Source organism: Streptomyces pseudoechinosporeus (assembly GCF_054783935.1).
Window position 1 is genome coordinate 61,751 of sequence record NZ_BAAGPS010000010.1, and the last position, 23,446, is coordinate 85,196.

At 69.3% G+C, this 23,446-nt stretch carries 25 protein-coding genes and 1 pseudogene; 11 read left to right on the forward strand and 15 right to left on the reverse strand.

Annotated features, from left to right (window positions below):
• Positions 1-166: 166 nt before the first annotated feature.
• Both ACYVO6_RS15435 and betA read right to left on the reverse strand, forming a co-directional pair.
• Positions 167-1,003, reverse strand: coding sequence for a methylenetetrahydrofolate reductase (locus tag ACYVO6_RS15435; protein ID WP_461061495.1), 837 nt, complete (start codon positions 1,001-1,003; stop codon positions 167-169).
• 3 nt (positions 1,004-1,006) lie between these two features.
• On the reverse strand, positions 1,007-2,677 hold the full coding sequence (gene betA / locus ACYVO6_RS15440; protein WP_461061497.1) for a choline dehydrogenase: 1,671 nt from the start codon (positions 2,675-2,677) through the stop codon (positions 1,007-1,009).
• Between the two features lie 201 nt (positions 2,678-2,878).
• On the opposite strand from betA, the gene ACYVO6_RS15445 reads away from it, so the two are divergent.
• The gene (locus tag ACYVO6_RS15445) at positions 2,879-3,625 is read left to right on the forward strand and encodes an IclR family transcriptional regulator (RefSeq protein WP_461061499.1); all 747 of its coding nucleotides are present in this window, start codon (positions 2,879-2,881) and stop codon (positions 3,623-3,625) included.
• A 73-nt stretch (positions 3,626-3,698) separates the two neighbouring features.
• Here the strand turns inward: ACYVO6_RS15445 and ACYVO6_RS15450 are convergent, their stop codons facing one another.
• From ACYVO6_RS15450 to ACYVO6_RS15470, 5 genes are all read right to left on the reverse strand, one after another.
• On the reverse strand, positions 3,699-4,832 hold the full coding sequence (locus ACYVO6_RS15450) for an aromatic ring-hydroxylating oxygenase subunit alpha (protein ID WP_461061501.1): 1,134 nt from the start codon (positions 4,830-4,832) through the stop codon (positions 3,699-3,701).
• A 129-nt stretch (positions 4,833-4,961) separates the two neighbouring features.
• Positions 4,962-6,125, reverse strand: coding sequence for an NAD(P)/FAD-dependent oxidoreductase (locus tag ACYVO6_RS15455; protein WP_461061503.1), 1,164 nt, complete (start codon positions 6,123-6,125; stop codon positions 4,962-4,964).
• Positions 6,122-6,484, reverse strand: a complete 363-nt coding sequence (locus tag ACYVO6_RS15460) for a bifunctional 3-phenylpropionate/cinnamic acid dioxygenase ferredoxin subunit (protein ID WP_461061505.1) — start codon at positions 6,482-6,484, stop codon at positions 6,122-6,124. The genes ACYVO6_RS15455 and ACYVO6_RS15460 overlap by 4 nt, the downstream gene beginning before the upstream one ends.
• Positions 6,485-6,791: 307 nt before the next feature.
• A complete protein-coding gene (locus ACYVO6_RS15465) occupies positions 6,792-7,427 on the reverse strand; it encodes an MBL fold metallo-hydrolase (RefSeq protein ID WP_461061507.1) in 636 nt (211 codons plus the stop codon).
• Entirely contained in the window at positions 7,424-8,509 is a 1,086-nt protein-coding gene (locus tag ACYVO6_RS15470; protein WP_461061509.1) for an S-(hydroxymethyl)mycothiol dehydrogenase, read from the reverse strand. The genes ACYVO6_RS15465 and ACYVO6_RS15470 overlap by 4 nt, the downstream gene beginning before the upstream one ends.
• 413 nt (positions 8,510-8,922) lie before the next feature.
• On the opposite strand from ACYVO6_RS15470, the gene ACYVO6_RS15475 reads away from it, so the two are divergent.
• From ACYVO6_RS15475 to ACYVO6_RS15505, 7 genes are all read left to right on the forward strand, one after another.
• Positions 8,923-9,618, forward strand: a complete 696-nt coding sequence (locus tag ACYVO6_RS15475; protein ID WP_461061511.1) for a LysR family transcriptional regulator — start codon at positions 8,923-8,925, stop codon at positions 9,616-9,618.
• Positions 9,619-9,727: 109 nt separating this feature from the next.
• Positions 9,728-10,105 (forward strand): hypothetical protein, encoded by a 378-nt coding sequence (locus ACYVO6_RS15480; protein WP_461061513.1) that lies wholly within the window; start codon positions 9,728-9,730, stop codon positions 10,103-10,105.
• A gap of 213 nt (positions 10,106-10,318) precedes the next feature.
• The gene (locus ACYVO6_RS15485) at positions 10,319-11,245 is read left to right on the forward strand and encodes a zinc-dependent metalloprotease (RefSeq protein WP_461061515.1); all 927 of its coding nucleotides are present in this window, start codon (positions 10,319-10,321) and stop codon (positions 11,243-11,245) included.
• Positions 11,246-11,250: 5 nt separating this feature from the next.
• A complete protein-coding gene (locus ACYVO6_RS15490; protein WP_461061517.1) occupies positions 11,251-12,339 on the forward strand; it encodes a D-alanine--D-alanine ligase family protein in 1,089 nt (362 codons plus the stop codon).
• Between the two features lie 23 nt (positions 12,340-12,362).
• The gene (locus tag ACYVO6_RS15495) at positions 12,363-13,361 is read left to right on the forward strand and encodes a pyridoxal-phosphate dependent enzyme (protein WP_461061518.1); all 999 of its coding nucleotides are present in this window, start codon (positions 12,363-12,365) and stop codon (positions 13,359-13,361) included.
• Between the two features lie 31 nt (positions 13,362-13,392).
• Positions 13,393-14,073, forward strand: coding sequence for a C39 family peptidase (locus tag ACYVO6_RS15500; protein ID WP_461061520.1), 681 nt, complete (start codon positions 13,393-13,395; stop codon positions 14,071-14,073).
• A gap of 23 nt (positions 14,074-14,096) precedes the next feature.
• A complete protein-coding gene (locus tag ACYVO6_RS15505) occupies positions 14,097-15,494 on the forward strand; it encodes a UDP-N-acetylmuramoyl-tripeptide--D-alanyl-D-alanine ligase (RefSeq protein ID WP_461061522.1) in 1,398 nt (465 codons plus the stop codon).
• Here ACYVO6_RS15505 and ACYVO6_RS15510 read toward each other — a convergent pair.
• On the reverse strand, positions 15,491-15,871 hold the full coding sequence (locus ACYVO6_RS15510; RefSeq protein WP_461061524.1) for a glutamate ligase domain-containing protein: 381 nt from the start codon (positions 15,869-15,871) through the stop codon (positions 15,491-15,493). The two genes, ACYVO6_RS15505 and ACYVO6_RS15510, sit on opposite strands and share 4 nt — an antisense overlap.
• Here ACYVO6_RS15510 and ACYVO6_RS15515 point away from each other — a divergent pair.
• Together ACYVO6_RS15515 and ACYVO6_RS15520 are read left to right on the forward strand one after the other, a co-directional pair.
• Positions 15,843-16,328, forward strand: a complete 486-nt coding sequence (locus ACYVO6_RS15515; protein ID WP_461061526.1) for a restriction endonuclease — start codon at positions 15,843-15,845, stop codon at positions 16,326-16,328. The two genes, ACYVO6_RS15510 and ACYVO6_RS15515, sit on opposite strands and share 29 nt — an antisense overlap.
• Positions 16,282-16,500 carry a restriction endonuclease gene (locus ACYVO6_RS15520; RefSeq protein WP_461061528.1) on the forward strand — a complete coding sequence of 73 codons (219 nt, stop codon included), beginning with the start codon at positions 16,282-16,284 and terminating at the stop codon, positions 16,498-16,500. The genes ACYVO6_RS15515 and ACYVO6_RS15520 overlap by 47 nt, the downstream gene beginning before the upstream one ends.
• 126 nt (positions 16,501-16,626) lie before the next feature.
• Here ACYVO6_RS15520 and ACYVO6_RS15525 read toward each other — a convergent pair whose 3' ends face one another.
• The gene (locus ACYVO6_RS15525) at positions 16,627-17,202 is read right to left on the reverse strand and encodes a hypothetical protein (protein WP_461061900.1); all 576 of its coding nucleotides are present in this window, start codon (positions 17,200-17,202) and stop codon (positions 16,627-16,629) included.
• Position 17,203: 1 nt separating this feature from the next.
• On the opposite strand from ACYVO6_RS15525, the pseudogene ACYVO6_RS15530 reads away from it, so the two are divergent.
• Positions 17,204-17,314 (forward strand): annotated as a pseudogene (locus ACYVO6_RS15530) (purine-nucleoside phosphorylase); the annotation flags it as partial.
• Positions 17,315-17,676: 362 nt separating this feature from the next.
• Here the strand turns inward: ACYVO6_RS15530 and ACYVO6_RS15535 are convergent.
• The 6 genes from ACYVO6_RS15535 to ACYVO6_RS15560 all read right to left on the reverse strand — a co-directional run bounded on the left by ACYVO6_RS15535 (position 17,677) and on the right by ACYVO6_RS15560 (position 23,364).
• Entirely contained in the window at positions 17,677-18,309 is a 633-nt protein-coding gene (locus tag ACYVO6_RS15535) for a CoA transferase subunit B (RefSeq protein ID WP_461061529.1), read from the reverse strand.
• Positions 18,306-19,088, reverse strand: coding sequence for a CoA transferase subunit A (locus tag ACYVO6_RS15540; RefSeq protein ID WP_461061531.1), 783 nt, complete (start codon positions 19,086-19,088; stop codon positions 18,306-18,308). The genes ACYVO6_RS15535 and ACYVO6_RS15540 overlap by 4 nt, the downstream gene beginning before the upstream one ends.
• Positions 19,089-19,120: 32 nt before the next feature.
• Entirely contained in the window at positions 19,121-19,300 is a 180-nt protein-coding gene (locus ACYVO6_RS15545) for a hypothetical protein (protein ID WP_351054851.1), read from the reverse strand.
• Complete coding sequence (locus ACYVO6_RS15550) at positions 19,297-20,982, reverse strand: FAD-dependent monooxygenase (protein WP_461061533.1); 1,686 nt, start codon at positions 20,980-20,982, stop codon at positions 19,297-19,299. Before ACYVO6_RS15550 ends, ACYVO6_RS15545 begins: the two co-directional genes overlap by 4 nt.
• A gap of 79 nt (positions 20,983-21,061) precedes the next feature.
• The gene (locus tag ACYVO6_RS15555; RefSeq protein ID WP_461061535.1) at positions 21,062-22,204 is read right to left on the reverse strand and encodes an alpha/beta hydrolase; all 1,143 of its coding nucleotides are present in this window, start codon (positions 22,202-22,204) and stop codon (positions 21,062-21,064) included.
• Positions 22,201-23,364, reverse strand: coding sequence for a homogentisate 1,2-dioxygenase (locus tag ACYVO6_RS15560; RefSeq protein ID WP_461061537.1), 1,164 nt, complete (start codon positions 23,362-23,364; stop codon positions 22,201-22,203). The genes ACYVO6_RS15555 and ACYVO6_RS15560 overlap by 4 nt, the downstream gene beginning before the upstream one ends.
• Between the last annotated feature and the right edge of the window lie 82 nt (positions 23,365-23,446).

The window sequence follows — 23,446 nt, forward strand, 5'->3', positions numbered from 1 at the left end:
CTGCGTTACCGGTTGCGTCCCGTCGACCAGACCCACCGCAGTCGACCGCTGTTGCCGTATACGGCCTCCGGCGCACTGTCCCTCGGTCAGAGCGGATTGGGCGGCCAGGGACGCATCCTGGCCCGCTGGCGAGCGGGCGACGGCACGCCAGACATACGAGGAGCCTTCAGCCGCCCAGCCGGTCCAGCAGCACGCGGCGCCACCGCTCCGTTTCGGCGATCTGGTTGAACGTGAACAGGTGCAGACCGGCCACCCCCGCCGAGGGTGCGGTGAGGGCCTCCTCCGTGCGGGCCAGCAGCCTCTCGGGGGAATACCCTCCGGGTGCCGCGAAACGCACGAACCACGAGGCGTGCTTCGTCAAGAAGCGCGTCGACTCCCCCACCCCGATCTTCGTGGCCATCGACAGCAGCTTCGCCCGCTGTACAGGCCCCGCAATGCCCACATGGACCGGCAGGGTGACGTCCCGACGCCGTATCCGGGCGATCCACTCCCCCAGCACACGCGAGTCGAAGCACAGGTTGCTCACGATGTAGGTGGCGTGTTCGCGCTTGTCCCACATCGCCTGGACGGTGACGTCGTCATGGATGAGCGGATGGCTCTCGGGATAACCGGTGACCCCGACGTGTGTGAAAGGCCTGCCCAGCTCGCCCAGCCTGCGCAGCACCGGCAGCGACCCGTCGTAGGCCCCGGCGGGCGGGTCCGCGTCGCCCGCCGGCACGAAGACGTCGTCCACACCCGCCTCGCGGAGCCGGTCGACGACTTCCTTCAGATGCCCGTCGTCCCGGACCAGGCGCGCCGGGACGTGCGGGACCACACGGTAGCCGTATGCCGCGAGCCGGGTAGCGAGGCCGAGCGTCGGTTCCAGGCCCTTGCCCGGCGACGCCGTCACGGTGACGACGACATCGCGCGGGACATTGGCGAGGACCTTGTCCTCGGTCGCCTTCGCGGGCAGCACCTCGTAGCGGACGCTGCGCAGCAGCGTCCGAAGTCCTGCGGTACCCAACGTCTACCCCGCCTGCTTCTGTGCGTCGCGGTGGCGGTAGTACGCGGCCTTGGACGGCGCCGGCGGTTCCTTGCCGAGGATCAGGTCGGCGGCCTTCTCGGCGATCATCATCACCGGCGCGTAGATGTTGCCGTTGGTGACGTAGGGCATGACGGAGGCGTCCACCACCCGCAGGCCCTCCAACCCGTGCACCCGCATGCTGGCCGGGTCGACGACGGACATCTCGTCGGTGCCCATCTTGCAGGTGCAGGAGGGGTGCAGGGCGGTCTCGCCCTCCTTCGCGACCCAGGCGAGGATCTCCTCGTCCGTCTCCACCGTCGGACCGGGCGAGATCTCACCGGCGTTGTAGGGAGCGAGCGCGGGCTGGTTGAGGAGCCTGCGCGCCACGCGGATCGCCTCGACCCACTCGCGGCGGTCCTGCTCGGTGGACAGGTAGTTGAAGCGCAGGGCGGGGTGCTCGCGCGGGTCCCCGCTCTTGATCTTCACCGAGCCGATGGCGTCGGAGTACATCGGGCCCACGTGCACCTGATAGCCGTGACCGCCCGAGGGGGATGAGCCGTCGTAGCGGACCGCGACGGGCAGGAAGTGGAACATCAGGTTGGGGTAGTCCACGTCCTCGTTGCTGCGGGCGAAGCCGCCGGCCTCGAAGTGGTTGGTGGCGGCCGGACCCTTACGGAAGAGCCACTGCAGCCCGATGAAGGGGGCGCGCCACTTCGCCATGTACGGCTGCATGGACACCGGCTGCTTGCAGCCGTACTGGATGTAGACCTCCAGGTGGTCCTGCATGTTCTCGCCGACGCCCGGGAGGTCGTGCACGATGTCGATGTCGAGGGCCGACAGCTCCTCGGCGTTGCCGACGCCGGAAAGCTGCAGCAGCTGCGGGGAGTTGATCGCGCCGCCGCACAGGATGACTTCCTTGGCGCGGACCAGCTGGAGCGCGCCCCGGCCGCGCCGGTACTCGACGCCGACGGCGCGCTTGCCCTCGAAGAGGACGCGGGTGACGAGGGCGCGGGTCCTGACCGTGAGGTTGGTTCGCTTCATCGCGGGCTTGAGGTACGCCTTCGAGGCCGACAGACGACGTCCGCGGTGGACGTTGCGGTCGAACTTGGCGAAGCCTTCCTGCCGGTAGCCGTTGACGTCGTCCGTGGGCGCGTAGCCCGCCTCCTCGGTGGCCTTGAGGAAGGCGCCGAAGAGCGGGTTGGTCGCCGGGCCGCGTTCGAGGACGAGCGGCCCGCTGTGACCACGGAACTCGTCGTCCGGGTCGGCGGCAAGGCAGTTCTCCATCCGCTGGAAGTACGGCAGACAGTGCGCGTAGTCCCAGGACTCCATCCCGGGGTCGGCCGCCCAGCGTTCGTAGTCCATGGGGTTGCCGCGCTGGAAGATCATGCCGTTGATGCTGCTGGAGCCGCCCAGCACCTTGCCTCGCGCGTGATAGACGCGCCTGCCGCCCATGTGAGGTTCGGGCTCGGACTCGTACTTCCAGTCGTAGAACCGGCTGCCGATCGGGTAGGTCAGCGCCGCGGGCATCTGAATGAAGACATCCCACGGGTAGTCAGACCGGCCGGCCTCCAGAACCAGCACCCGGTTCGCCGGGTCCGCGGAGAGTCTGTTCGCCAGTGCGCTGCCGGCCGATCCGCCGCCGACGATGACGAAGTCGTAGTGGAAGGGAGCCATGGTGCCTCGTCTCGCTCGCGCCATAGATACGCGAGCATGCTAGCCTCAGTATCGCTATACGCACCAGGTTGCGCTGAGCGCAACTTGCAAGGACTTTGTTTCGCCGTCATTACTTGCAGTAGCGTTGTTTACTCTGGGTATAGTTGCGTTGTGAGCAACTACGACATTGATACCGGAACCTCAAATTCACATGCTGGCGGAGTGCAGTCGGTCGACCGCGCCATCAGCGTCCTAGAGATCCTGGCCCGCCGCGGCGAGACAGGAGTGAGCGAGGTGGCGGCCGAGATCGATGTTCACAAGTCCACCGCGTTCCGCCTGCTCGGCGCCCTGGAGGCGCGCGGCCTGGTGGAGCAGGCGGGCGAGCGTGGCAAGTACCGTCTCGGCTTCGGCATCGTACGGCTGGCCGGAGCGGTCACGGGACGCATCGACATCACCCAGCAGGGCCGCCCGGTCTGCGAGGACCTGGCCGAGGAGATCGGCGAGACCGTCAACATCGCCGTGCTGCAGGAGCATTACGCCGTCAACCTCTACCAGGTGCGCGGCCCGGGGGCCGTCACCGCACAGAACTGGGTCGGCCAACTGACCCCGCTGCACGCCACCTCGAGCGGCAAGATCCTGCTGGCCTACCTCCCCGCCAAGGAACGCGCCGCGGTGCTGGCCACCTCCGGCCTGAAGAAGGTCACCAAGCACACCATCACCGCGAAGACGAAGCTCGAGAAGAACCTCACCGACATCCGGGAGAGTGGCTACGCCTGGGCCCTGGAGGAGCTGGAGCTCGGCCTCCACGCCATGGCCGCTCCGATCCGCAACCGGGACGGAGAGGTCGTCGCGGCACTGAGCGCCTCCGGGCCCGGGTACCGGCTCACCAAGGAGCGCCTGCACGAGCTCGCTCCCGTGCTGATGAAGGGCGCGGACGAGATCAGCCACCGCATGGGGTACCTGGGCTGAGCGGCCCGTCCGCCACCGGCACCGCCCGCATCGCTGACGTACGGTCAGACGCGGGCCGCGCATGCGACCGCCGCTACTGCGACTGCTGGGTACCCAGTCGCTCGTGCACCCAGTCGTGGAAGGCACCGATGTGGTGCTCGCTGGGCACCAGCACGCCCCCCTTGGCGTACATCCGGGAGTTCATCGCGGGCTGGGTGCGCTCGCAGGCGTCGAAGTCCTGCCGGTTGACCCGGTCGAAGAGCTCCACGGACCGGCTGACGTCCTTGCCGCTCTCGACGACATGGGGGAGGTAGAGCCAGTCGCACTCCACGATGGTGCGGTCGACGGCCACCGGGTACATGCGGTGGAAGATCACATGGTCGGGGACGAGGTTGATGAAGACCTGCGGCCTGACGGTGATCGCGTAGTAGCGGCGGTCCTGGTCCTCGGCGACGCCCGGAATGCGGTCCAGGCCCTCGCTGCCGTCGACGGTGAAACCCTGGACCTCCGCACCGAACTCGGCGCCGTGACCGACGTAGTACTGAGCGGCGAAGCCGTCGGCGAACTCGGGGAGCACCTCGGTCAGTTCGGGGTGGATGGTGGCGCAGTGGTAGCACTCCATGAAGTTCTCGATGATGAGCTTCCAGTTGGCCTTGACGTCGTACACGATCCGCTTGCCGACCGAGAGGGCCGCGATGTCGTAGCGCCCGATCGCCTCGGCGTCGCCGAGGCGGCTGACGACATCACCGATGACGTCCTCCTCGAAGGAGGGCGGGTTCTCCGCCAGGCAGACCCAGACGTAGCCGAGCCATTCACGGACGGCGACGCTCACCAGGCCGTACTCGGTACGGCCTATGTCGGGCATCTTGGTGAGGTTGGGCGCCGCGACGAGCTTGCCGTCGAGGCCGTAGGTCCAGGCGTGGTACGGGCACTGGAAGGCCCGCTTGACCTCGCCGCTCTGCTCCGTGCAGAGCCTGGCTCCGCGGTGCCGGCAGACGTTGAAGTAGGCCCGGATGGAGAGGTCCCTGGCGCGGGTGACCAGGATGCTCTCGCGGCCCACGTCGACGGTCCGGAAGGCGCCGGGCTTCGCCAGGTCTGACGCGCGCGCGACGCAGAACCACATGGTCTCGAAGATGTGCTCCTGCTCTTGGGCGAAGACCTCGGGATCGGTGTAGGCGGAGCCGGGGAGGGTGGCGATCAGGCTGTTTGGCAGGCTGGTCGAGGTCACGGTGCACTCCTCGGGGACGTCGTGGAGGGGTCATTCACGCGCCGGGAAGAGCCACTCCGGACGGCGTTGTGTATGGAGCAACGCTGCGTGCCATGTGAAACCGCAGCATGGGATGCCTCAGGGGCGGTGTCAAGAGGTGGTGCGGGCGAGTTCCTTGCGCCAGCGGGTGAACAGCCGCGGCTGGTTCATCCCGAGCGCGGCGACCGGCTGACCGGCACGCCGGTAGACGGCCAGGACGTTGCGCTCGTCCGCCGCGCCTTCCTCGATCGTCACGCTGTCGGCTCCGGCCGCATGACCGGCGAACTGGATCTTCACGCCGTACTGGTCCGACCAGAAGTACGGCGGCCGGGGCACGCCCGGTTCCACCGCGCCGCCCGCCAGCAGCGTGGCGACGGCGGCGTCGGGGCGCTCCCTGGCACCGGTCCAGTGTTCGACGCGACGATGGACACCCGCACGGGGGTCGTACCAGTTGGCGCAGTCACCGACCGCGACCACACCGGCCAGGCTGGTGCGGCCGTCCGCACCGCACTTGACGCCGTTGTCGAGTTCGATGCCGGATCCTTCCAGCCACTCGACGCACGGCCGTGCGCCCACACCGACCACGACGATGTCGGCGGAGACGCTGCGGCCGTCCTCAAGCAGGACGGCATCCACACGGCGCTCCCCGCTCAGCCCCTTGACGCCCACGCCGCACAACAGCCGTACGCCGTGGTCCGCGTGGAGAGCGGAGACGATGGCACCCATGGTCTCGCCGAGCGGTCCGGCGAGCGGCGTCGAGGCCGCCTCGATGACCGTCACGTCGAGTCCGAGGGCGTAGGCGGTGGAGGCGACCTCGGCACCGACGAATCCGCCGCCGATCACCACCAGCCGTCCGCCGCCGGCCAGTTCGTCCCGTAGCGAGCGGGCGTCGTCCAGGGTGCGCAGGACGTGCACTCCGGCCAGGCCCTCGGAGCCGGGCAGGGTGCACGCGGCGGCGCCGGTCGCGACGACGATGCCGTCGGCGCGGACCTCCCGGCCGTCGGCGAGCCGGATGGCGCGGTTCGTGCGGTCGAGTCCGGTGGCGCGGACGCCGAGCAGCCACTCCGCCCGCAGGTCCTCGTCGTCCGCCTCCAGCACGAGTTCCGCTTCGCCGATGGTTCCGGCCAGGAACTCCTTGGACAGCGGTGGCCTGTCGTACGGGCGGTGGAGTTCGTCTCCGATGACGACCAGCCGCCCGTCGTAGCCCTGTTTCCGCAGCGAGCGCGCCGCTGACAGCCCGGCCAGCGAGGCGCCCACCACGGCCACCGTCCTCACGCGGGAGCCCCGGCGAGCCGGGCTGCGACACAGGGCGGCAGGTTCGGGGCAGCCGTGGACAGCCGGACGTAGATCATGCCGTCCTCGACGAGGACCTCATGGGTCCGGACGGGACGCTTGGCCGGCGGGGCATCGACGGCACCGGTCTTCAGATTGAACTTCGAGGCGTGCAGCGGGCATTCCACCTCGCAGCCCTCCAGCCAGCCGTCGGCGAGCGAGGCGTCCTGGTGGGTGCACGTGTCGTCGATGGCGAAGAGCTCGCCGTCATCGGTGTGGAACACCGAGACCGGCGGGTCGATGTCGAGCCGGAAGGCCTCTCCTCGCGGGAGATCCGCGAGACGGCACACGGGAATCATCATGACCACCTCGGTGCGTATAGCGAAACGGATTGCGGTAAGCGCAACATCAGTCTGAAGTCGGCCAGAACCCTTGTCAAGGCGTTCCGAGGGCCGTTTGAGCCGCCGATCTGAGTTGCCCATCACACAACTTCACACGCGATAAGAAACAAGCGCGAGAAGGGGCGCAACGCCGGAACCACCGCCTTCGCCCCGGTCAAAGGGGGGGTGGCCCAGCCGTCGGATCCCCTCCCGCGTTGGACAGATGCACGCACGCCCGCTCTCGGCCGGGATGGCCGAGAGCGGGCGTGCGCCGTTCGACGGGCGGTGGTCAGAACCCGCGGTCGATCCACTCCTGAAGGTGCGGGGCCTCGGCGACGATGGTCGTCGTCTCCCCGTGGCCGGTGTGCACGACGGTGGCGTCCGGCAGAGGCAGCAGCCGGTACCGGATGGAATCGACGATGGTCGGGAAGTCGCTGTACGACCTTCCCGTTGCCCCCGGGCCGCCCGCGAAGAGAGTGTCACCGCTGAAGAGGGCCGCGAGGGCCGGCGCGTACAGGCACACCGCACCGGGGGCATGGCCGGGGGTGTGCAGCACGGTCAGCTCGACACCGGCCACCGTGAGGATCTGGCCGTGGGCCAGGTCGCCGTCGGGCATCCGGTCCGGGTGGGTCTGCTTCCACAGCGGCAGGTCGTCGCCGTGGAGCAGGATCGGGGCGCCGGTGCGCGCCGCGAGTTCGGGCGCGGCGTCGATGTGGTCGTTGTGGGCGTGGGTGCACACGATGGCGCGCAGGGTGCGCCCACCGAGGGCTTCGGCGATCGCCTCGGCGTCGTGGGCGGCGTCGATGACGACCGCCTCGCTGTCGTCGCCGATGATCCACACGTTGTTGTCGACATCCCAGGTGCCGCCGTCGAGCGTGAACTGGCCCGAAGTGACGAGATGTTCAATGCGGGCGACGGACGTCACAGGATCACCACCGAGCGCAGCACGTCACCACGGTGCATCCGCTCGAATGCCTTCTCGACCTCGTCCAGCGCGATGGTCTCCGTGACGAAGGCGTCCAGGTCCAGACGGCCCTGCAGATAGAGGTCGATGAGCATCGGGAAGTCCCGGCTCGGCAGGCAGTCGCCGTACCAGGAGGACTTCAGCGCGCCACCCCGGCCGAAGACGTCCAGCAGTGGCAGTTCCAGCTTCATCTCCGGGGTCGGCACGCCGACGAGGACGACCGTGCCTGCCAGGTCGCGGGCGTAGAAGGCCTGCTTGTACGTCTCCGGGCGGCCTACCGCCTCGATGACCACGTCGGCGCCGAAGCCGCCGGTCAGGTCACGGATCGCCTCGACCGGGTCGGCGTCCTTGGAGTTGACGGTGTGGGTCGCGCCCAGCTTCTTGGCGTTGTCCAGCTTGAGGTCGTCGATGTCCACCGCGATGATCTTCGCCGCGCCCGCCAGGTTCGACCCGACGACCGCCGCGGCCCCGACGCCGCCACAGCCGATGACCGCCACGCTGTCACCGCGCCCGACATTGCCGGTGTTGATGGCCGCGCCGATACCCGCCATCACGCCACACCCCAGCAGACCGGCGGCGGCCGCCGACGCGGCCCGGTCCACCTTTGTGCACTGCCCCGCCGCCACCAGCGTCTTCTCCGCGAACGCACCAATGCCCAGCGCAGGCGACAGCTCCGTGCCATCGGCCAAGGTCATCTTCTGCTTCGCGTTGTGGGTGCTGAAGCAGTACCAGGGCCGTCCGCGCAGGCAGGCCCGGCACTGCCCGCACACCGCACGCCAGTTGAGGATGACGAAGTCACCGGGGGCGACGTCGGTGACCCCTTCTCCCACCGACTCCACGACACCCGCGGCTTCGTGGCCCAGCAGGAAGGGGAAGTCGTCGTTGATACCGCCCTCGCGATAGTGCAGATCGGTGTGACAGACCCCGCAGGCTTCGATCTTCACCAGCGCCTCTCCCGGGCCCGGGTCGGGCACGGTGATCGTTTCCAGGCTGACGGGGGCGCCCTTCCCCCGCGCGACGACAGCACGTACCTGGTGAGTCATGGCCACTCCTTGGCTGGTACTGAATCATGTGTTGCCCATTACGGCACACACTTCATGTGCCGCAACACAGCATCGTGGAATGCCGACCGGGGGGTCAAGGATCTCGGCTTCGACAGGGATCCCCCATCGAGCACCGCGGCTGATACCTCCGACCGAGACCGCCTGGCCAGCCCTCGGCCAGGAAATCCACCAGGTCTCAGGGGAGGGAGTGCACGACGAACCCACCGTGCTCGAAGATGTCGTCGCTGTGCGCGGTGCCGGCGCCGTGGTGAGCGTCGTCGACGTGCCGCACGGTGCACTTCCTGTCGGCAGTACTCGTCAGTTCCCCACGGGCCGCGGGTCGGCAGCCCTGCGATCCCGAGATTCCGACCGACCGACCGACGATAGTGTCACCTGGAATTAACGGAGATCCGATGGAACGACGCCAGCTGGAACATTTCATCGTCGTGGTCGAGCACGGCGGATTCACAGCCGCGGCCATTGCGCTCCATGTTGCACAGCCCTCGCTGTCCCATGCGATCCGGGCTCTGGAGCGTAAATTCGGCGGAAGCCTGTTTCACCGCCTCCCACACGGCGTCGCACTCACCGCGGCGGGTGAGGCGCTGGTCCAGCCGACGCAGCAGGTCCTGCGGGATCTGTCCACGGCCAGTTCCCTGGTCCGTGAAGTCCTCGGGCTCAGTGGTGGCCGGCTCGACATCGTTGCGCAGACAACCCTTTCGGTCGATCCGCTCGCCGGCATGCTGGGGCGCTTTCATCGCGAGCATCCGAAGGTTTCCGTGCGCGTGGTCGACCCGGAGCGGGGACCTGACGTGGCGCTCATGGTCGCGGCCGGCCAGTGCGAACTCGGACTGGTGGACGCTTCGGTAGCCACAGCGGACCTCCGCGGGCTCGACCTGCCGGAGCAGGAGATGCACGTCGTACCGCCCCCGCAACGGACAACGACGGAGGGACGCTCCCGGGCAAGTCCGTCACAGCCCTGCTCCCGCCCACTCAGGCGGTGCCGGAGTGATGGCGACACAGCTCCCCCGCCGCGACGTTGGCCCAGGCCGGGAGATACCGCCCGCGGAGGCAGCTCGGTTCGAGCCTCGCGCCTTCACGATCCGGCCTGACGAGGTCAACCACGAATTCGCTGATCTCGGCACTCGTGTCAGAGGCCTCCAGGACCTGCAGCATGGGCGCCCCCTTCAACTCCCGCTGGGCGGGAACCTGTTCGATGCTGTGATCACCGCGAACGGCCCCGACGCGTGCTCGGTCGTGAACGTTCTGGACGAAGTGCAGCGCGAAGACGGCGGCCCGGTCGATGCCTGCGGCCCGGTCTTCGAGGACCCCGCACGGTCGTTGTTTGTATGGCTGGTCGCGCCTGGCACGAGTGACCGGTGGCAGCCGCACCGGTACGCCGCGTGTCTGGGCCGGCCTCGCCAGATCGTGTTGCCGCCGCTGGACAAGACGAGACCGCCCGGCGGGTACTGGCTGCGGCCGTTTCGGAGCGACCGGATTGTGCCTCCGGCTTCCCTGCGGGAGCTGCTCGACCATTTCCGGCCCGGGCCCGTGCCTCACGACAGGCTCTTCGGGGCGGCGTCGAGCGCGACCCTCTGATCTCCGCGCGCGACGGCGGTGATCGCCTCGGACCCGCCGTCGCGCGCGGGCGCCACACCCCGCCGTCGAGGCCAAGTCCTGGCTCCCCTCTCGGCGGCGGGGGCGGGACATGCAGCACAAGACCCCCTTCGCTCCCCGGGGCATGACGGTGGCCCGGGGAGCGAAGGGCCCGACCACACCGACCGGACCAATCAATTCTGGACAGGACCACCAGTGACCGCATTCACCGTTCTCGACGGCACCCGCCGCCACTCCGACCTGGGCGAACGGATCTCCGAGATCCTGCATACGGTGGCCCCGATAGTGGAGAAGACCACCAGCCTCTACCTCCCGCCGGAGGTCCGTTTCCGCCTGCTGCCCCCGACGATGTGGCGGGACGAGTTCCGGCAGAACCGGGAACGCATCCTGGCTCGTGACATCGCCGACCTGGTGGACCTCAAGCCCGAGGAGATCGGCCGCGTACGTGCCGCGCTCAAGGTCACCAGTGTTGTCCCGGTCCTAGTCTGGCCCTTGATGCTCGCCATCACCGTGGAGGCTGCCGACGGCCAGAGCGAGACGATCCTCGCGCCCCGGGCCCTGCGCCACGGCGGGGTGGCTGACGAGCCCTTTCTCCACCAGGTGGTTGCTCATGAGCTGGTCCACCAGTTGCAGGCCGAGGCCCGCAGCGGCGTGGTGTGGCGGACCTACTTCCCCCACCTGAGGGAGATCAGGCCGAACGCCGTCGTAGCCATCGCCGAGGGACACGCTCAATGGACCGACCAGCAGGTCACGGAGCGGTTATTCGGTGAGCCGGCCGATCACCACAAGCAGGCCCGGCGGTCCTTGCGCTACCGGCTCCACGAGCGCATCCCGCGCGTCCGCCGACTCGGCCCGCCCCGCGCACTGTACGAGCAGGGAGCCCGCCTCATCGCACGCACCGTCGAAGTGGGCGGCACCGACCTGGTCAATCGGGTGTGGAAGGACGCAACGCTGCTGCCCACCGACGGGGAGATCGCCGACCCCGATGCCTGGACCGACCGCCTCTCCGGACGACAGGAACGCATCGGGACGGAGCAAAACGGATCCGGTGGTCAGGGCTGTGTCCACTGTGGCACCACCACGGGTGGCTGTACCGACCCGAATCGCCACGGCCTGATGTAAGTCGTGTGTCCCGCCCGGACCCGGGGCTCTGCGTCGAGCCTGCCGGACGGCAGATCGACCCCCTCAGCCGCTATCTCGGCCCCGACGCGGCAGCGTTCGCCGAACAGAACCTGGAGATCACCATGTGCATCGCCCCCCTTCGCCCAGACGAGTTCGCCCAACCCGTCGCAGTGGTCACCGGTGGCTGGTCACAGGAGCGCGATCGTTCTCTCCTGTCCGGCACCACGGTCACCGACGCCCTGACGGACATGGGCATCAAGACCCGCTCCCTCGACCTCGCGGAACGCGAGGAACTGCTCGACGGTCTGGACAGCGTCGGCGTGGCGTTCCTCGCCATTGCAGGCCGCGGAGCGGAAGACGGCCGTCTGCAAGGGCTGTTGGAGACGCTCGGCGTCCCCTACACCGGCTCCGGGGTTCTGGCCTCCGCCGTCGGCATGAACAAGCTCCACTCGAAGACGTTAGCCGCGGCCGCCGGTGTCCGTGTCCCCAGAGGGGTCAGGATCGCCCCTACGGCTACGGCCGAAGACGAAGCCGCACGCATCGAGCAACTCGTCGGCCTGCCAGTGATCGTGAAACCGGTCAGTGAAGGCGGCTCGATCGGGCTGCAGGTGGCCACGACCGTGGAAAGTCTCGCCGTCGCGCTCCTGGACGTCGCCGAGGGAGAGCTGATGGCGGAAGCGTTCCACCCGGGGCGGTCCGTGAGCGTCGGCGTGCTGGAGGATCCCCTCGGGGCTGTCCACGTGCTGCCGCCCCTGGAGGCCCAGACACCCAACGGCGTGTACTCGTACGCCGCGAAACGTGGCACCACCGCGTGCGACTACCACTGCCCGGCGCGGGTCAGCCCCGAGGCTCTGAAGGATCTACAGCGCCAGGCCGAGACTGCTCACCGAGGACTGCACTGCTCCTCGCACTCGCGGCACGACTTCGTCGTCAGCGATGACGGTCAGGCGTGGTGGCTGGAGGTCAACACCCTGCCCGGCCTGTCGCGTGAAGGGAACTTGGCCCGCATGGCGCTCGCCGACGGCATCTCGTACGAGGAACTGCTGCTTCACATCCTGCGCGGCGCGAACATCGACCGCCGCGCGCGCCCGTAGAAGACGAGGCCCCTTCCGTGACGATGACGCTCACTCACGTCCTGTACGCCGTTGAGTCCCTGCGCGGTGTGACCGTACGCACGCCCATGCTCACCTCGACGGCCCTGGACCAGCAGGTGGGCCGCAGGGTGTGGGTGAAGGCGGAAAACCAACAGCTCACCGGCAGTTTCAAGGTGCGTGGCGCGTACAACGCGCTGACTGCCCTGGGCGCCAAGGACCGGCGTCGCGGTGTCATCGGCGCCTCCTCCGGCAACCACGCCGCCGCCCTCGCGATGGCTGCCCACCTGTACGAGGTGCCGGCCACCGTGGTCGTCCCCGAGGACGTGCCCGCCGTGAAGAGGCAGGCGATCGAGGCCCTCGGCGCGCGCATCGTCACCTACAACCGGTACACCGGCCGTCGGGAAGCCCTGGTCCACGAGCTCGCCCGCCGTCACGGCCTGGCGATCGTGCCCTCCGCAAACGACGAACGGGTCATCGCCGGGGCGGGCACGGTCGCCTGGGAGATGCTCCAGGAAGTCCCCAACCTGGTGGCGATTCTCGTACCCGTGGGCGGGGGCGGACTCGCGGCGGGCACCGCGCTCGCCGCAACCGGCCACGACCCGCACCTCCAGGTGTTCGGGGTCGAGCCGGCCGTCGCCGACGACACCCACCGCTCCCTGCGCGTCGGCCGCCGCATCCCCATCCCGCCGCCGGTCACCATCGCCGACGGGCTCGGCCACGCGGAGCCCGCCCGCATCCCCTTCGAGGTCAACCAGCGCCTGCTCACCGACATCATCACCGTCCCCGAGGACGCGATATCCGAGGCGATGGCGTACCTGTGGCACCACTTCCGCCTGGTGGCCGAGCCGTCCGGTGCGGTCGCGCTCGCCGGACTGTTTCAGGCCACCGACCGCTTTCCGGATGGCTCGATCGGCGTGGTCGTCTCCGGTGGCAACGTCGGCTGGACCACGTACCGCACCCTGTTGGACATCGCCATGAACCGAATGGAGACCCCGCCCCATGCCGCCGCTGTGCTGCGCTGACCCGCACACCCCCGCTCCCATCCACGATCCGGTGCCGATCGTCACCCAGTACGCCACCGCCGATTTGATCGGCCCGATCGCCTACGACGGGTACGACCCCGCCGATGACCCGAACTGGCAGACGACCGGCGCACCCTCCCAGCCTGCGTATGGCCGCTGGTGCCGCCACATGTGCGGTATCGCCTGCCTGCGCATGGCACTCCTGCATCGCGATGGCCAGGCACCGAACCTCTTCCAACTCCTGGCCGGCGCCCGCCAGTACGGCGCGTACGTCAAGCAAGACGACGGCACGGTGAAGGGTCTGATCTACGCGCCGTTCGCGACGTACGCGCACGACACCCACAACCTGCCGGTGACCGTGCACGGCACGCTCGACATGGGCGAACTCGTCGACCTGCTCGATTCCGGGCGCATGGTGATGGCCTCGGTCTCCAAGGAGATCCGCCGCCCCCAGTACGAACCCGCACGGCGCGGCGGCCACCTCGTCCTCGCCATCGGCCGCCAGAAGGACGGGATCGCCTTCCGCAACCCCTCCGGCCACACCCCGCTAGCCCGCGAAGCCACCCTGCCCCTGGGCCGGTTCGGTGACTTCTTCGGCGGCCGTGGCCTCTCGCTCGACGTGCGCCGCTCCCCATGGCACGCCTCGGCACACGCCCCGGCCGTAACCGGCATTGCGTCCACCGGACCGGTAGCGTCCACACAGATCACTTGACCAGGGAGAACACTGTGCAGCCCATGCTCTTGTCGACCATCGCCGAGGCCGTCGAGGGACGGCTCGCGGACGCCCCCGACCCTCATGTGGTCGTCGACCAGCCTGCCGTGTTCGACTCGCGCGAAGCGCGGCCAGGGGCGCTGTTCATCGCCTTGTCGGGAAACACCGCCGACGGCCACGACTACGCGCATGCCGCCGTCAAGAACGGCGCCGTCGCGGCGCTGACCACCCGCCCGGTCGGCGTCCCCGCCGTCGTCGTCGACGGCGACGTCCTGGCCGCCTTCGGGCGGCTGGGCCGCTACCTCGTGCGCCACACCCTCACGAACACACAGGTTGTGGCGATCACCGGGTCCGCGGGCAAGACCTCCACCAAGGACCTCATCGCCCAGCTCCTTCCCGCCGCGGGGCCGACGGTGGCCACGCCGCAGTCCTTCAACAACGAGATCGGCCTGCCGCTGACCATCACCATGGCCGACCCCACCACCCGCTACCTGGTCCTGGAAATGGGCGCACGCGGCATCGGCCACATCCGCGACCTCACCCGCATCACCCCGCCCCACATCAGCGTGGTCACCAACGTCGGCACCGCCCACGTCGGCGAGTTCGGCAGCCGCGACAACATCGCCCAGGCCAAGGGCGAGATCATCGAAGCCCTCCCCGCAGGTGGGCTTGCCGTCCTCAACGCTGACGACCCGCTGGTGCGCGCGATGGCCAACCGCACCCGCGCCCGCATCGTCACCTACGGCCTGGCCCCGGAAGCGACCGTCCGGGCCGCCGACGTCACCCTCAACGAGCAAGGACAACCCACCTACACCCTGCACACCCCCGAGGGCACCGCCGACGTGCACCTGAAGTTCGTCGGCCGACCGCAGGTCCACAACAGCCTCGCCGCAGCCGCCGTCGCCCGCGACGCCGGACTCCCTGTAAGCCAGATCGCCGAACTCCTCTCCGCCGCCACCACCCAGTCACCCTGGCGGATGGAGACCCACACCCGGGCCGACCACGTCACCATCGTCAACGACGCCTACAACGCCAACCCCGACTCGATGCGCTCCTCACTCGACGCCCTCGCCGCCATGGCCCGCGGCCGCGACCAACGCGCGATCGCCGTGCTTGGCCGGATGAACGAGCTCGGCGACGACGCACGGACCGCGCACGAGGACATCGGCCGCCACGCGGCCACGCTCAACCTGGACCAGGTCATCGTGGTGGGAGGGGACGAGGCCGGATGGATGCAGCAGGCCGCCAGCGATGCCGGGGCTCACGCCGTACACCTGCCCGACCAGGAGACCGCGCTGCAACTACTGCACTCCACCCTCCAGCCCGGCGACGTCGTCCTCGTCAAGGCAAGCCGCGGGGTCCAGTTGCAGCAGCTCGCCCAAGCACTGCTGCAACCGGACCCCGGGACCGCGGGCGCCTAGACAGCCGCGGCGGCCAGCTCTACCAGCGCGGCTCTGAGCACCGGACCGGACTCGATCAGGTCACCGGTGCCGATGAGCACCACCACGTCACCCGGCCGTGCCGCGTCAGCCGCCCACACCGCCGCCTCGGCCCGCGCCATCTCCACCGCCCGGACCGTGCCCCCGGCCTCGCTGACGAACCCGGACAGCGCCCGCAGCGACCTCTCCCGGACGCTGCGGGCGCTGCCCGTCAGCACCACCTCGTCGCAGCCGGCCAGCGCCGTCCCGAACTCGGCCCCGAACGCGTCGAGCCGGGCCTCGCCGGAGGGCTGGAACACCGCGAGCACCCGGCCCTGCCCGCCGACGAGGGTGCGCGCGGCCGCGACATCCGCGGTCACCTCGTCGGGGCTCAGCACGCTGCCCGTAGAGGACCTGCCCACACGCTACGCTGCCGGCCGTGTCGACTCTCCGCTGAACACCATCGCCGAACAGTGGGACGAGATCGCCCCCAGCACAGAACGCTTCGCGGCAATGAATGACCGGGCACTCGCAGAGATCGAACGTCTCGCAGCCGTTGACGACCGAAGGAACATCTTCGCCCAGAGCCAGCGTAGCTACACCCTCCGGCACATCCGGGAGTTCGATGGCAAGGACTTCGAGGTTCTCGTCGCGTGGCTCACCCAGCGCGACGGACTGAAGGTGATCCGGCAGCATGGCGGTACCGGAGACCGGGGTGCGGACGTCATCTCTCAGACGCCAGACGGCCGACGTGTGGTGGTGCAGTGCCAGCAGGGCAGCCAAGCAGACTGTGACCAGTACGAACGTCCAGACATTCAATGGAACCGCTCGCCTTGAGCACAAGGCCGACATCGCTCTGATGGTCACCAACGGCACTTTCTCCGAACCGGCGCGCGACTTCGCCAACGATCACGCGATCCACTTGATCGGTGCAACGGAACTGGAGCACTGGGCTACGTGGGGAGACTCCCTGTACGAGGTCGTGGGCCTCTCGGGGAAGCGCCCTTGAGGCTCAGCCTGATCACGCTGCTCTGGCACGGGTGGATAGCACCACCACGCGCCCAACCTGGCTCCACGCGGGGCGGAGCGGTCTTCGCTGTGCCCGGCAGCAGTGTTGTGTTGCTGCCGGTCGGTCTCAGCAGGTCAGTCGCCGGGGCAGCTGGTCGGCGGTGAGCTCCACTCGGCCGGTTTGCGGGTCATATCCGAACATGCGTGTGGGTCGGTTGAGGTACTCGGACTGTGACGGGTAATGGAAGTAGAGGATCTGCCCGCGCACGGGGGCTACGTCTCGCATCAGTGTGCCTTGGCACGTGCCCAGGACGGTGATGCCGTGGGCCGTGGCGACTTTGGTGATCGCGCTGAGCACTTCGCGGCGGTGTTCTTGGCCCAGGGAGTCGCCTAGTTCGTCCAGGACGAGCACTCGGCCTTGGGTGTGAGGAGCTGCCAGGAGAGCGGCGAGAACGAGGTGGATGAAGAAGAGCTTTTCCAGGGAGAGCAGGCCGCGTACGTCGGAAAGTTCGTGGAAGACGAGTTCGGCACGGGCCCAGCCGTCATCCATGGGGCGGGGTGGGGCGACCATCTGGGAGGCGAAGAGACGCTGGAAGATCTCCTGTTGCTCGCGGTGGACGCGGATGCCGTCCGGCAGGCTCTCGAAGCGTTCTCGCAGTAGGGCCCAGGCGGTTGCCAGGTTCTGGCCGGGACGGCGGTGCACGGGTTCATCGGGCGAGCCCCTCAATCACGAAGAGGTTCTCCAGCCGGGGCGGGATTCCGCCGCGAGGATCGGATCCCTGTTGGCCGGCGTACTTGGCCGGGCCGCAGAGTAGAGAATTACTCTGCCGCCCCGCCATTCACGCATGGCCCGCTTCCCTCGCCGAGGACGGGTGCGTCCACTGCTTCACCGACAGGACGACCACGCCGGCCGTCGTCAACGCCTTCTGCCGAGGCGCTGCCGACGGTGCTCATCGACGGGGACTGGATCACCGCGAAGTGCGTCTTCGAGGCCGCGGTTCCCGCCCCGCCTCCGGGGCCACCGGGGGTGTCTGTTTCCGCTCGTAGTCGGACCGATCAACCGCGACGCCGTCGAGCGCGTCCTGGATGTGCAGTGGGATGGGGACGGCCGGGCGTCGGGGCTTATGCCCGGGCCCGAGCGTCCATGACGTTCCCCGAATCTGCCTCGCTGACCCGGTCAACCGGCCGTCAGGGCCGGTTCGGTTGCCCGCTGGACCTGCTCGAACGTGACGTCGGGCGCGAGTTCGCGCAGGACGAGGCCGTCGTCGGTGACATCGATGACGGCCAGGTCGGTGATGATCCGGTCGACGACCGCGCGCCCGGTCAGCGGCAACGAGCAGTCCTGGAGGATCTTGGGGTCGCCGTCCCGGGTGGTGTGCTCCATGACGACGATGACGCGCCGGGCGCCGTGCACGAGGTCCATGGCGCCGCCCATCCCCTTGACCATCCTGCCGGGGATCATCCAGTTGGCCAGGTCGCCGTGGGCGGATACCTGCATGGCGCCCAGGAGAGCGACGTCGATGTGGCCGCCGCGGATCATGCCGAAGCTCAGGGCGGAGTCGAAGAACGAGGCGCCTGGGCGGACCGTCACCGTCTCCTTGCCGGCGTTGATCAGGTCGGGGTCCTCCCCGCCCTGGTACGGATAGGGGCCGACGCCCAGGATGCCGTTCTCGGAGTGCAGGACGACCTCGACGCCGTCCGGCAGGTGGCCGGGCACCAGGGTGGGCAGGCCGATGCCGAGGTTCACGTGGTCGCCGGGGCACAGTTCCCGGGCGGCACGGGCGGCGAGCTGGTCGCGGGTCAGGCTCATGCGGGCACGCTTCCGGGTCGGGGGCGGACGGTGAGGCGCTCGATTCGCTTGGCGGCCGGGCCGTGCAGGGGCAGGACGTGGTCGACGAAGATGCCGGGGGTGTGAATGCGGGCTGGGTCCAGCTCCCCAGGCTCGACGAGCTCCTCGACCTGCGCGATGGTGACCCTGGCCGCCATCGCGCACAGGGGGTTGAAGTTGTGCGCCGAGGACGCGTAGACGAGGTTGCCGTGCCGGTCCCCCCGCGCGGCGTGCACCAGGGCGACGTCGGCGGTGAGGGCCTCCTCCAGGATGTGCTCCCGTTCGCCGAAGGTGCGTGTCTCCTTGGGAGGTGAGGCGACGGCGACCGTGCCGTCGGGGTGGTGGCGCCAGGGCAGGCCGCCGTCGGCGAGCGGAGTTCCGACGCCGGCGGGTGTGTAGAAGGCGGGAATGCCGCAGCCTCCGGCGCGGAGTTTCTCCGCGAGGGTGCCCTGCGGGATGAGTTCGACCTCCAACTCGCCGGTGAGGTACTGGCGGGCGAACTCCTTGTTCTCGCCGACGTAGGAGGCGGTGACGCGGGAGAGCCGACGGTCGCGCAGCAGGATGCCCAGGCCCCAGTCGTCCACGCCGCAGTTGTTGGACACCACACGCAGGTCGTCCACGCCCGTGGCGTGCAGCGCCTGGATCAGGGACATGGGGGTGCCGCAGAGGCCGAAACCGCCGACGGCGAGCGTCGATCCCGGGCGTATCGCGGCGAGCACCTGTGCGAGTGCGGAGTCGTCGATGGTCTTGTCGATTCGCACGTTTCCTCCAGAAGCGCGCAGCGGACAGGGGGTTACCGGCCGTCGGGTGTCGCGGCCGCCTCGACGGCCGTGCGGACGCGTTCGGCGTCGTCCACCTCGTGGGCGAGCAGCAGGGCGAGCCGGCTCAGGTAGAGCAGCGCCCCGTCCTCGCCCGCCGCGGTCATCCGGTGGCAGATCTCCGAGTAGATCTCGTCCAGTTGTTCGGCGTTCACCGCGTGTCCCTTCCGATGCCGCGTCCGGCGGTCATGGCCTCCGTCCAGGCCCGGACCTCGCCGGGCCTCGGGTGCTGTCGGCGTGCGTACAGGTGCCCGTCCGGGCGGATCAGACAGACGGTTCCCGGCTGGGCGCCGTAGAGGGGGAACAGGCGCCCGGTGTGGTCGTGGGACGCGATCCGCGTCGGCGCGGCGGAGATCACGGCCGTGGTCAGCGGCACTGGTCCGGCGGCCAGCGCGTCCAGCTCCGCCCGCAGGCCGGGGGCGAGTTCGCCGTCGGCGGTGAAGGCGAGCACCGTGATCCGCGAGCCGAGCAGGTCGGTGAGGTGGCCCGTCTTGCCGCCCGTGAGGGTGAGTGGGCATTCGGGCAGTACGTCGCCTGGGCGCGGGCTGTCGTCGAAAGCGTCGGCGGGCCCCGTGAATCCGCAGCCCCCGTAGGAGATCGGCTGTGTCTGCCGCGGGTTGATCAGCGAGGAGGCCCAGGTGTGTCCCTCGGCGGTCAGGCCGAGTACGGCCGTGCGCATGGTGTCGAACGCGAAGGAGGGCGGCGCCATGAACTCGGTGCTCTTGGAGGCGTACCGGATGTTCTCCCGCCCCGCGTGCACCCGCTCCGTCGAGTAGGTGTCCAGCAGTTCGACCGGCGAGTGGCCGCTCACCACGAACGCCAGCTTCCAGGCGAGGTTGTGGGTGTCGTCGATGGCGGAGTTCATGCCCCGCACGCCGAAGATCGGGACCAGGTGCGCGGCGTCCCCGGCGAACAGGACACGGCCGTGCCGGTAGGAGTCGAGCGTGAGGGCGTTGGCCTTGTAGACCGAGATCCACACCGGTTCGACGTCGTCGCGTTCGCCGATCATCCGCAGGTGGCTGCGCACCCGCGGCATCACGTTCTCCGGCCGCACCGCCTCTTGGGGATCCTCGTCCGGCCGCAGCTGGTAGTCCAGGCGCCAGATGTCGTCGGGCTGCCGGTGCATGAGCAGCGTGGAACCGGGGTTGGACGGCGGGTCGAACCAGGCGTAGCGCAGCGCGGGCCGGTCGGTCTTCAGCTCGACGTCGACGATGACGTACCGGCCCTCGTACGCGGTCCCCGCGAGGCGCAGGCCGAGCTGCTCGCGCACGGTGCTGCGGGCGCCGTCGCAGCCCACCAGCCAGTCGGCGGTCATCGTGTAGGTGTCGCCGTCATCGGTGCGCACCTCCAGGTCGACCCCGTCCGGGTTTTGCCGCAGGGCCTCGACGCGACTGCCCCAGCGGACCTCGACCAGGCCGTCGCCGTACCGGTCGGCGGCGTCGAGCAGGTACTGCTCGGCGTAGCACTGCTGAAGGTTGATCATCGGCGGGAACTTCTGGTTCTCGTCGTGCGGCATGGCGAACCGCAGCACCTCGGTGTCGCGGTAGTAGCTCACGCCACCGGACCAGGCCAGACCCTTGGCCAGGTAGGCGTCCGCCGCGCCGAGCTGTTCCATGATCTCCAGCGTGCGCCGCGACAGGCACGCGGCCCGGCTGCCGACGCAGACGGTACGGTCGGACTCCAGCACCACCGAGGGCACTCCGTACCGGGCCAGTCCCAGGGCGAGGGCCAGACCGGTGGGGCCGCCGCCGGCGATGACGACTCGATGGCGCACGGGGTCTTTCCCGCCGGTCGGTCCAGGGAGGTGGACGGGATGGGTGACGTAGTCGAAGTACATCGGTGAGGGCCTTTCCTGCGTACGCCCCGGGACGTCGGCCGTCCCGTCGCCCAGTGTGGTGGAAGGGGTGACGTGGAGGTCATGCCGGCACGTCGTCCAGCCAGTCCAGGAGCGTGTCCACCATGAGGGCGGTGAGCTCCGGCTGGCCGACCAGGTAGTGCTTGCCGCCCTTGATGGGTGTCAGCGCCTTGCGGTCGTGCTGGACCGCGTCGTACAGGGCCCGGGCGTGGGAGGGGAAACAGCCCTGGTCGGCGGTGCCGTACACGACGTGCACGGGGGTGTCGACGGTGCGCAGCCTGGCCGGGCCGTCGCCGCGGGAACGGCTCAGGGACCATTGGGACAGCCATGAGCGCAGGGTCGTGTAGTGCCCGAGCGCGGCCGGCTGGAAGTTCGCGTTCCACGCGTCGCCCCACAGCGTCCCCGGCTCGCGGTCGGACGGGTCCAGCGACAGGTCCAGGAACCGGGGGTCCGCGCAGACGCCGTGCACCAGGAACGGCATGTCCGCGATCCCGCGCTCGTCCAGGTGGGCCAGCTTCTTCTCGGCCCAGGCGGTGATCGCCTCGCTGCGTGCGACCTGCGCGGCGCGGTAGCGGTGCAGGAACTCCGGTGTGTACGGCGGTCCGTTCCGGGCGTCGAACAGGTCCAGGTCGGGGTCGCGGTCGAACGGGTCCTGCTCGCTGCGGACCGCCGGGTCGAGCCACTCGGCGAGCAACTGGGCCCGGCCGGGGTGGGCCATCGCGAGGACGAGCGCGTCGGCGGGGGGCAGGTCGGCCTGGGTCAGGTCGGGTCCTCCGCCTGCCGGGGCCGCCGTGATCGTGGGGTGTTCGGCCTGGTTCTGGTACAGCGAGACGAGGCCCCCGCCCCCCGAGTTGCCGAAGAGCACGACCCGCTCGTAGCCCTCCTCCCGCAGGTGCCGGACGACCGACCCGATGTCGACGACACAGTTCTCCAGCAACAGGGCGGTGTCGTTGCCGATGTAACGGGTGGTCATGCCGATCGCGTCCACGCCCGCGCGGGCGAAGGCGCCCAGCGCGTAGTGCCCGAGGAAGTTCGAGGACGGGTGGACGGCGACCACCGCGGTGGGGGCGATCTTCCCCGGCCGTGCCCGGTGCCGGGTGCACCACAGCGTCCCCGCCATCCGGGCCACGCCGGAGTAGATCTCGTTCGCGGAGGCGGGGGTGCGCATGGGCACCGCCAGCAGCTCCCGGTCGGGTGTGTTCATCGCCGGACCCGCCAGCTGCTCAGGTATTCGGGGTCCTCACAGTCCATGGCGGCCGTGCCGAGGCGCAGTGGCCGGTAGGTGTCGAGCATGACGGCGGTCTCCTCGGTCCGCCGGGCGCCGAGCGCGGCCTCGATGCTGCCCGGGTGCGGGCCGTGGATGAATCCGGCGGGGTGCAGTGAGACCGAGCCCTGGCCGATGCCCGTGCCCTTGCGGCTCATGAAGCTGCCGTCGGCGTAGAACAGCACCTCGTCGGAGTCGACGTTGGCGTGGAACGGCGGGACGGGCACCGCGTCGGGGTGGTAGTCGAACAGGCGGGGCACGAAGGAGCAGATGACGAAGCCCGGGCCCTCGAAGGTCTGGTGCACCGGCGGCGGCCGGTGCAGGGAGCCGGTGACGGGCGAGAAGTCGGCGATGTTGAAGGCGTACGGGTACAGGCAGCCGAACCAGCCCACCACGTCGAACGGATGCGTCGCGTGCACGTAGCGGGTGACGCCGTCCCGGTTGCGCACCAGGACCTCGATGTCGGTGCCTTCGGCGAGCAACGGGCCTTCGGGGCGCCGCAGGTCCATCTCGCAGTAGGGCGCGCTCTCCAGGAACTGCCCGGTTTCGGAGAGGAAGCGCTTGGGCGGCCGCACGTGTCCGGAGGCTTCGAACACCACCGCGTGCAGTGCGTCGCCGTCGGCCGGGACCCAGCGGTGGGTGGTGGCGGTGGGCACGATCACGTAGTCGCCCCTGCCGACATCCAGGGTGCCGAACACCGACTCCAGCCGTCCGCTGCCCGCCTCGATGTACACCAGCTCGTCGCCGATGGCGTTGCGGTAGAGCAGGGACGGTACGTTCGCGACCGCGTAGGTCATGACCACGTCGTCATTGCCCAGCAGCACGTGCCGGTCACGGACCAGGTCGCCCTTGCCGGCGAGGTTGTGCGGGCGCAGGTGCCACGGCTTGAGCGGGAAGTTCGCGACCAGCGGTGGCCGGGCTCCTTCGACCGCCTCCACCGTGACCACGTCGGTCGGTGCCTCCCGGTGGTACAGGAGCGAGGAATCCGAGACGAAGCCCTCCTCGCCCATCAGCTCCTCGCGGTAGAGAACACCGTCAGGCCGACGGAACTGGGTGTGCCGGGTGCGGGGTGTCTCGCCCAGGTGCAGGAAGTAAGGCACGTGATCCAACTCTCCCCTATGGTTCGTTAAACGAACATACAAGTTCGATTCTTGACTCATCGTGGCTCTGCAACCAAGGCTT

Coding starts and splice junctions, on each gene's coding strand:
- betA (WP_461061497.1), bottom strand. CDS start 2,677: ATGGCTCCCTTCCACTACGACTTCGTCATCGTCGGCGGCGGATCGGCC.
- ACYVO6_RS15460 (WP_461061505.1), bottom strand. CDS start 6,484: ATGATGATTCCCGTGTGCCGTCTCGCGGATCTCCCGCGAGGAGAGGCC.
- ACYVO6_RS15470 (WP_461061509.1), bottom strand. CDS start 8,509: ATGACTCACCAGGTACGTGCTGTCGTCGCGCGGGGGAAGGGCGCCCCC.
- ACYVO6_RS15475 (WP_461061511.1), top strand. CDS start 8,923: ATGGAACGACGCCAGCTGGAACATTTCATCGTCGTGGTCGAGCACGGC.
- ACYVO6_RS15495 (WP_461061518.1), top strand. CDS start 12,363: ATGACGCTCACTCACGTCCTGTACGCCGTTGAGTCCCTGCGCGGTGTG.
- ACYVO6_RS15505 (WP_461061522.1), top strand. CDS start 14,097: ATGCTCTTGTCGACCATCGCCGAGGCCGTCGAGGGACGGCTCGCGGAC.
- ACYVO6_RS15535 (WP_461061529.1), bottom strand. CDS start 18,309: ATGAGCCTGACCCGCGACCAGCTCGCCGCCCGTGCCGCCCGGGAACTG.
- ACYVO6_RS15550 (WP_461061533.1), bottom strand. CDS start 20,982: ATGTACTTCGACTACGTCACCCATCCCGTCCACCTCCCTGGACCGACC.
- ACYVO6_RS15555 (WP_461061535.1), bottom strand. CDS start 22,204: ATGAACACACCCGACCGGGAGCTGCTGGCGGTGCCCATGCGCACCCCC.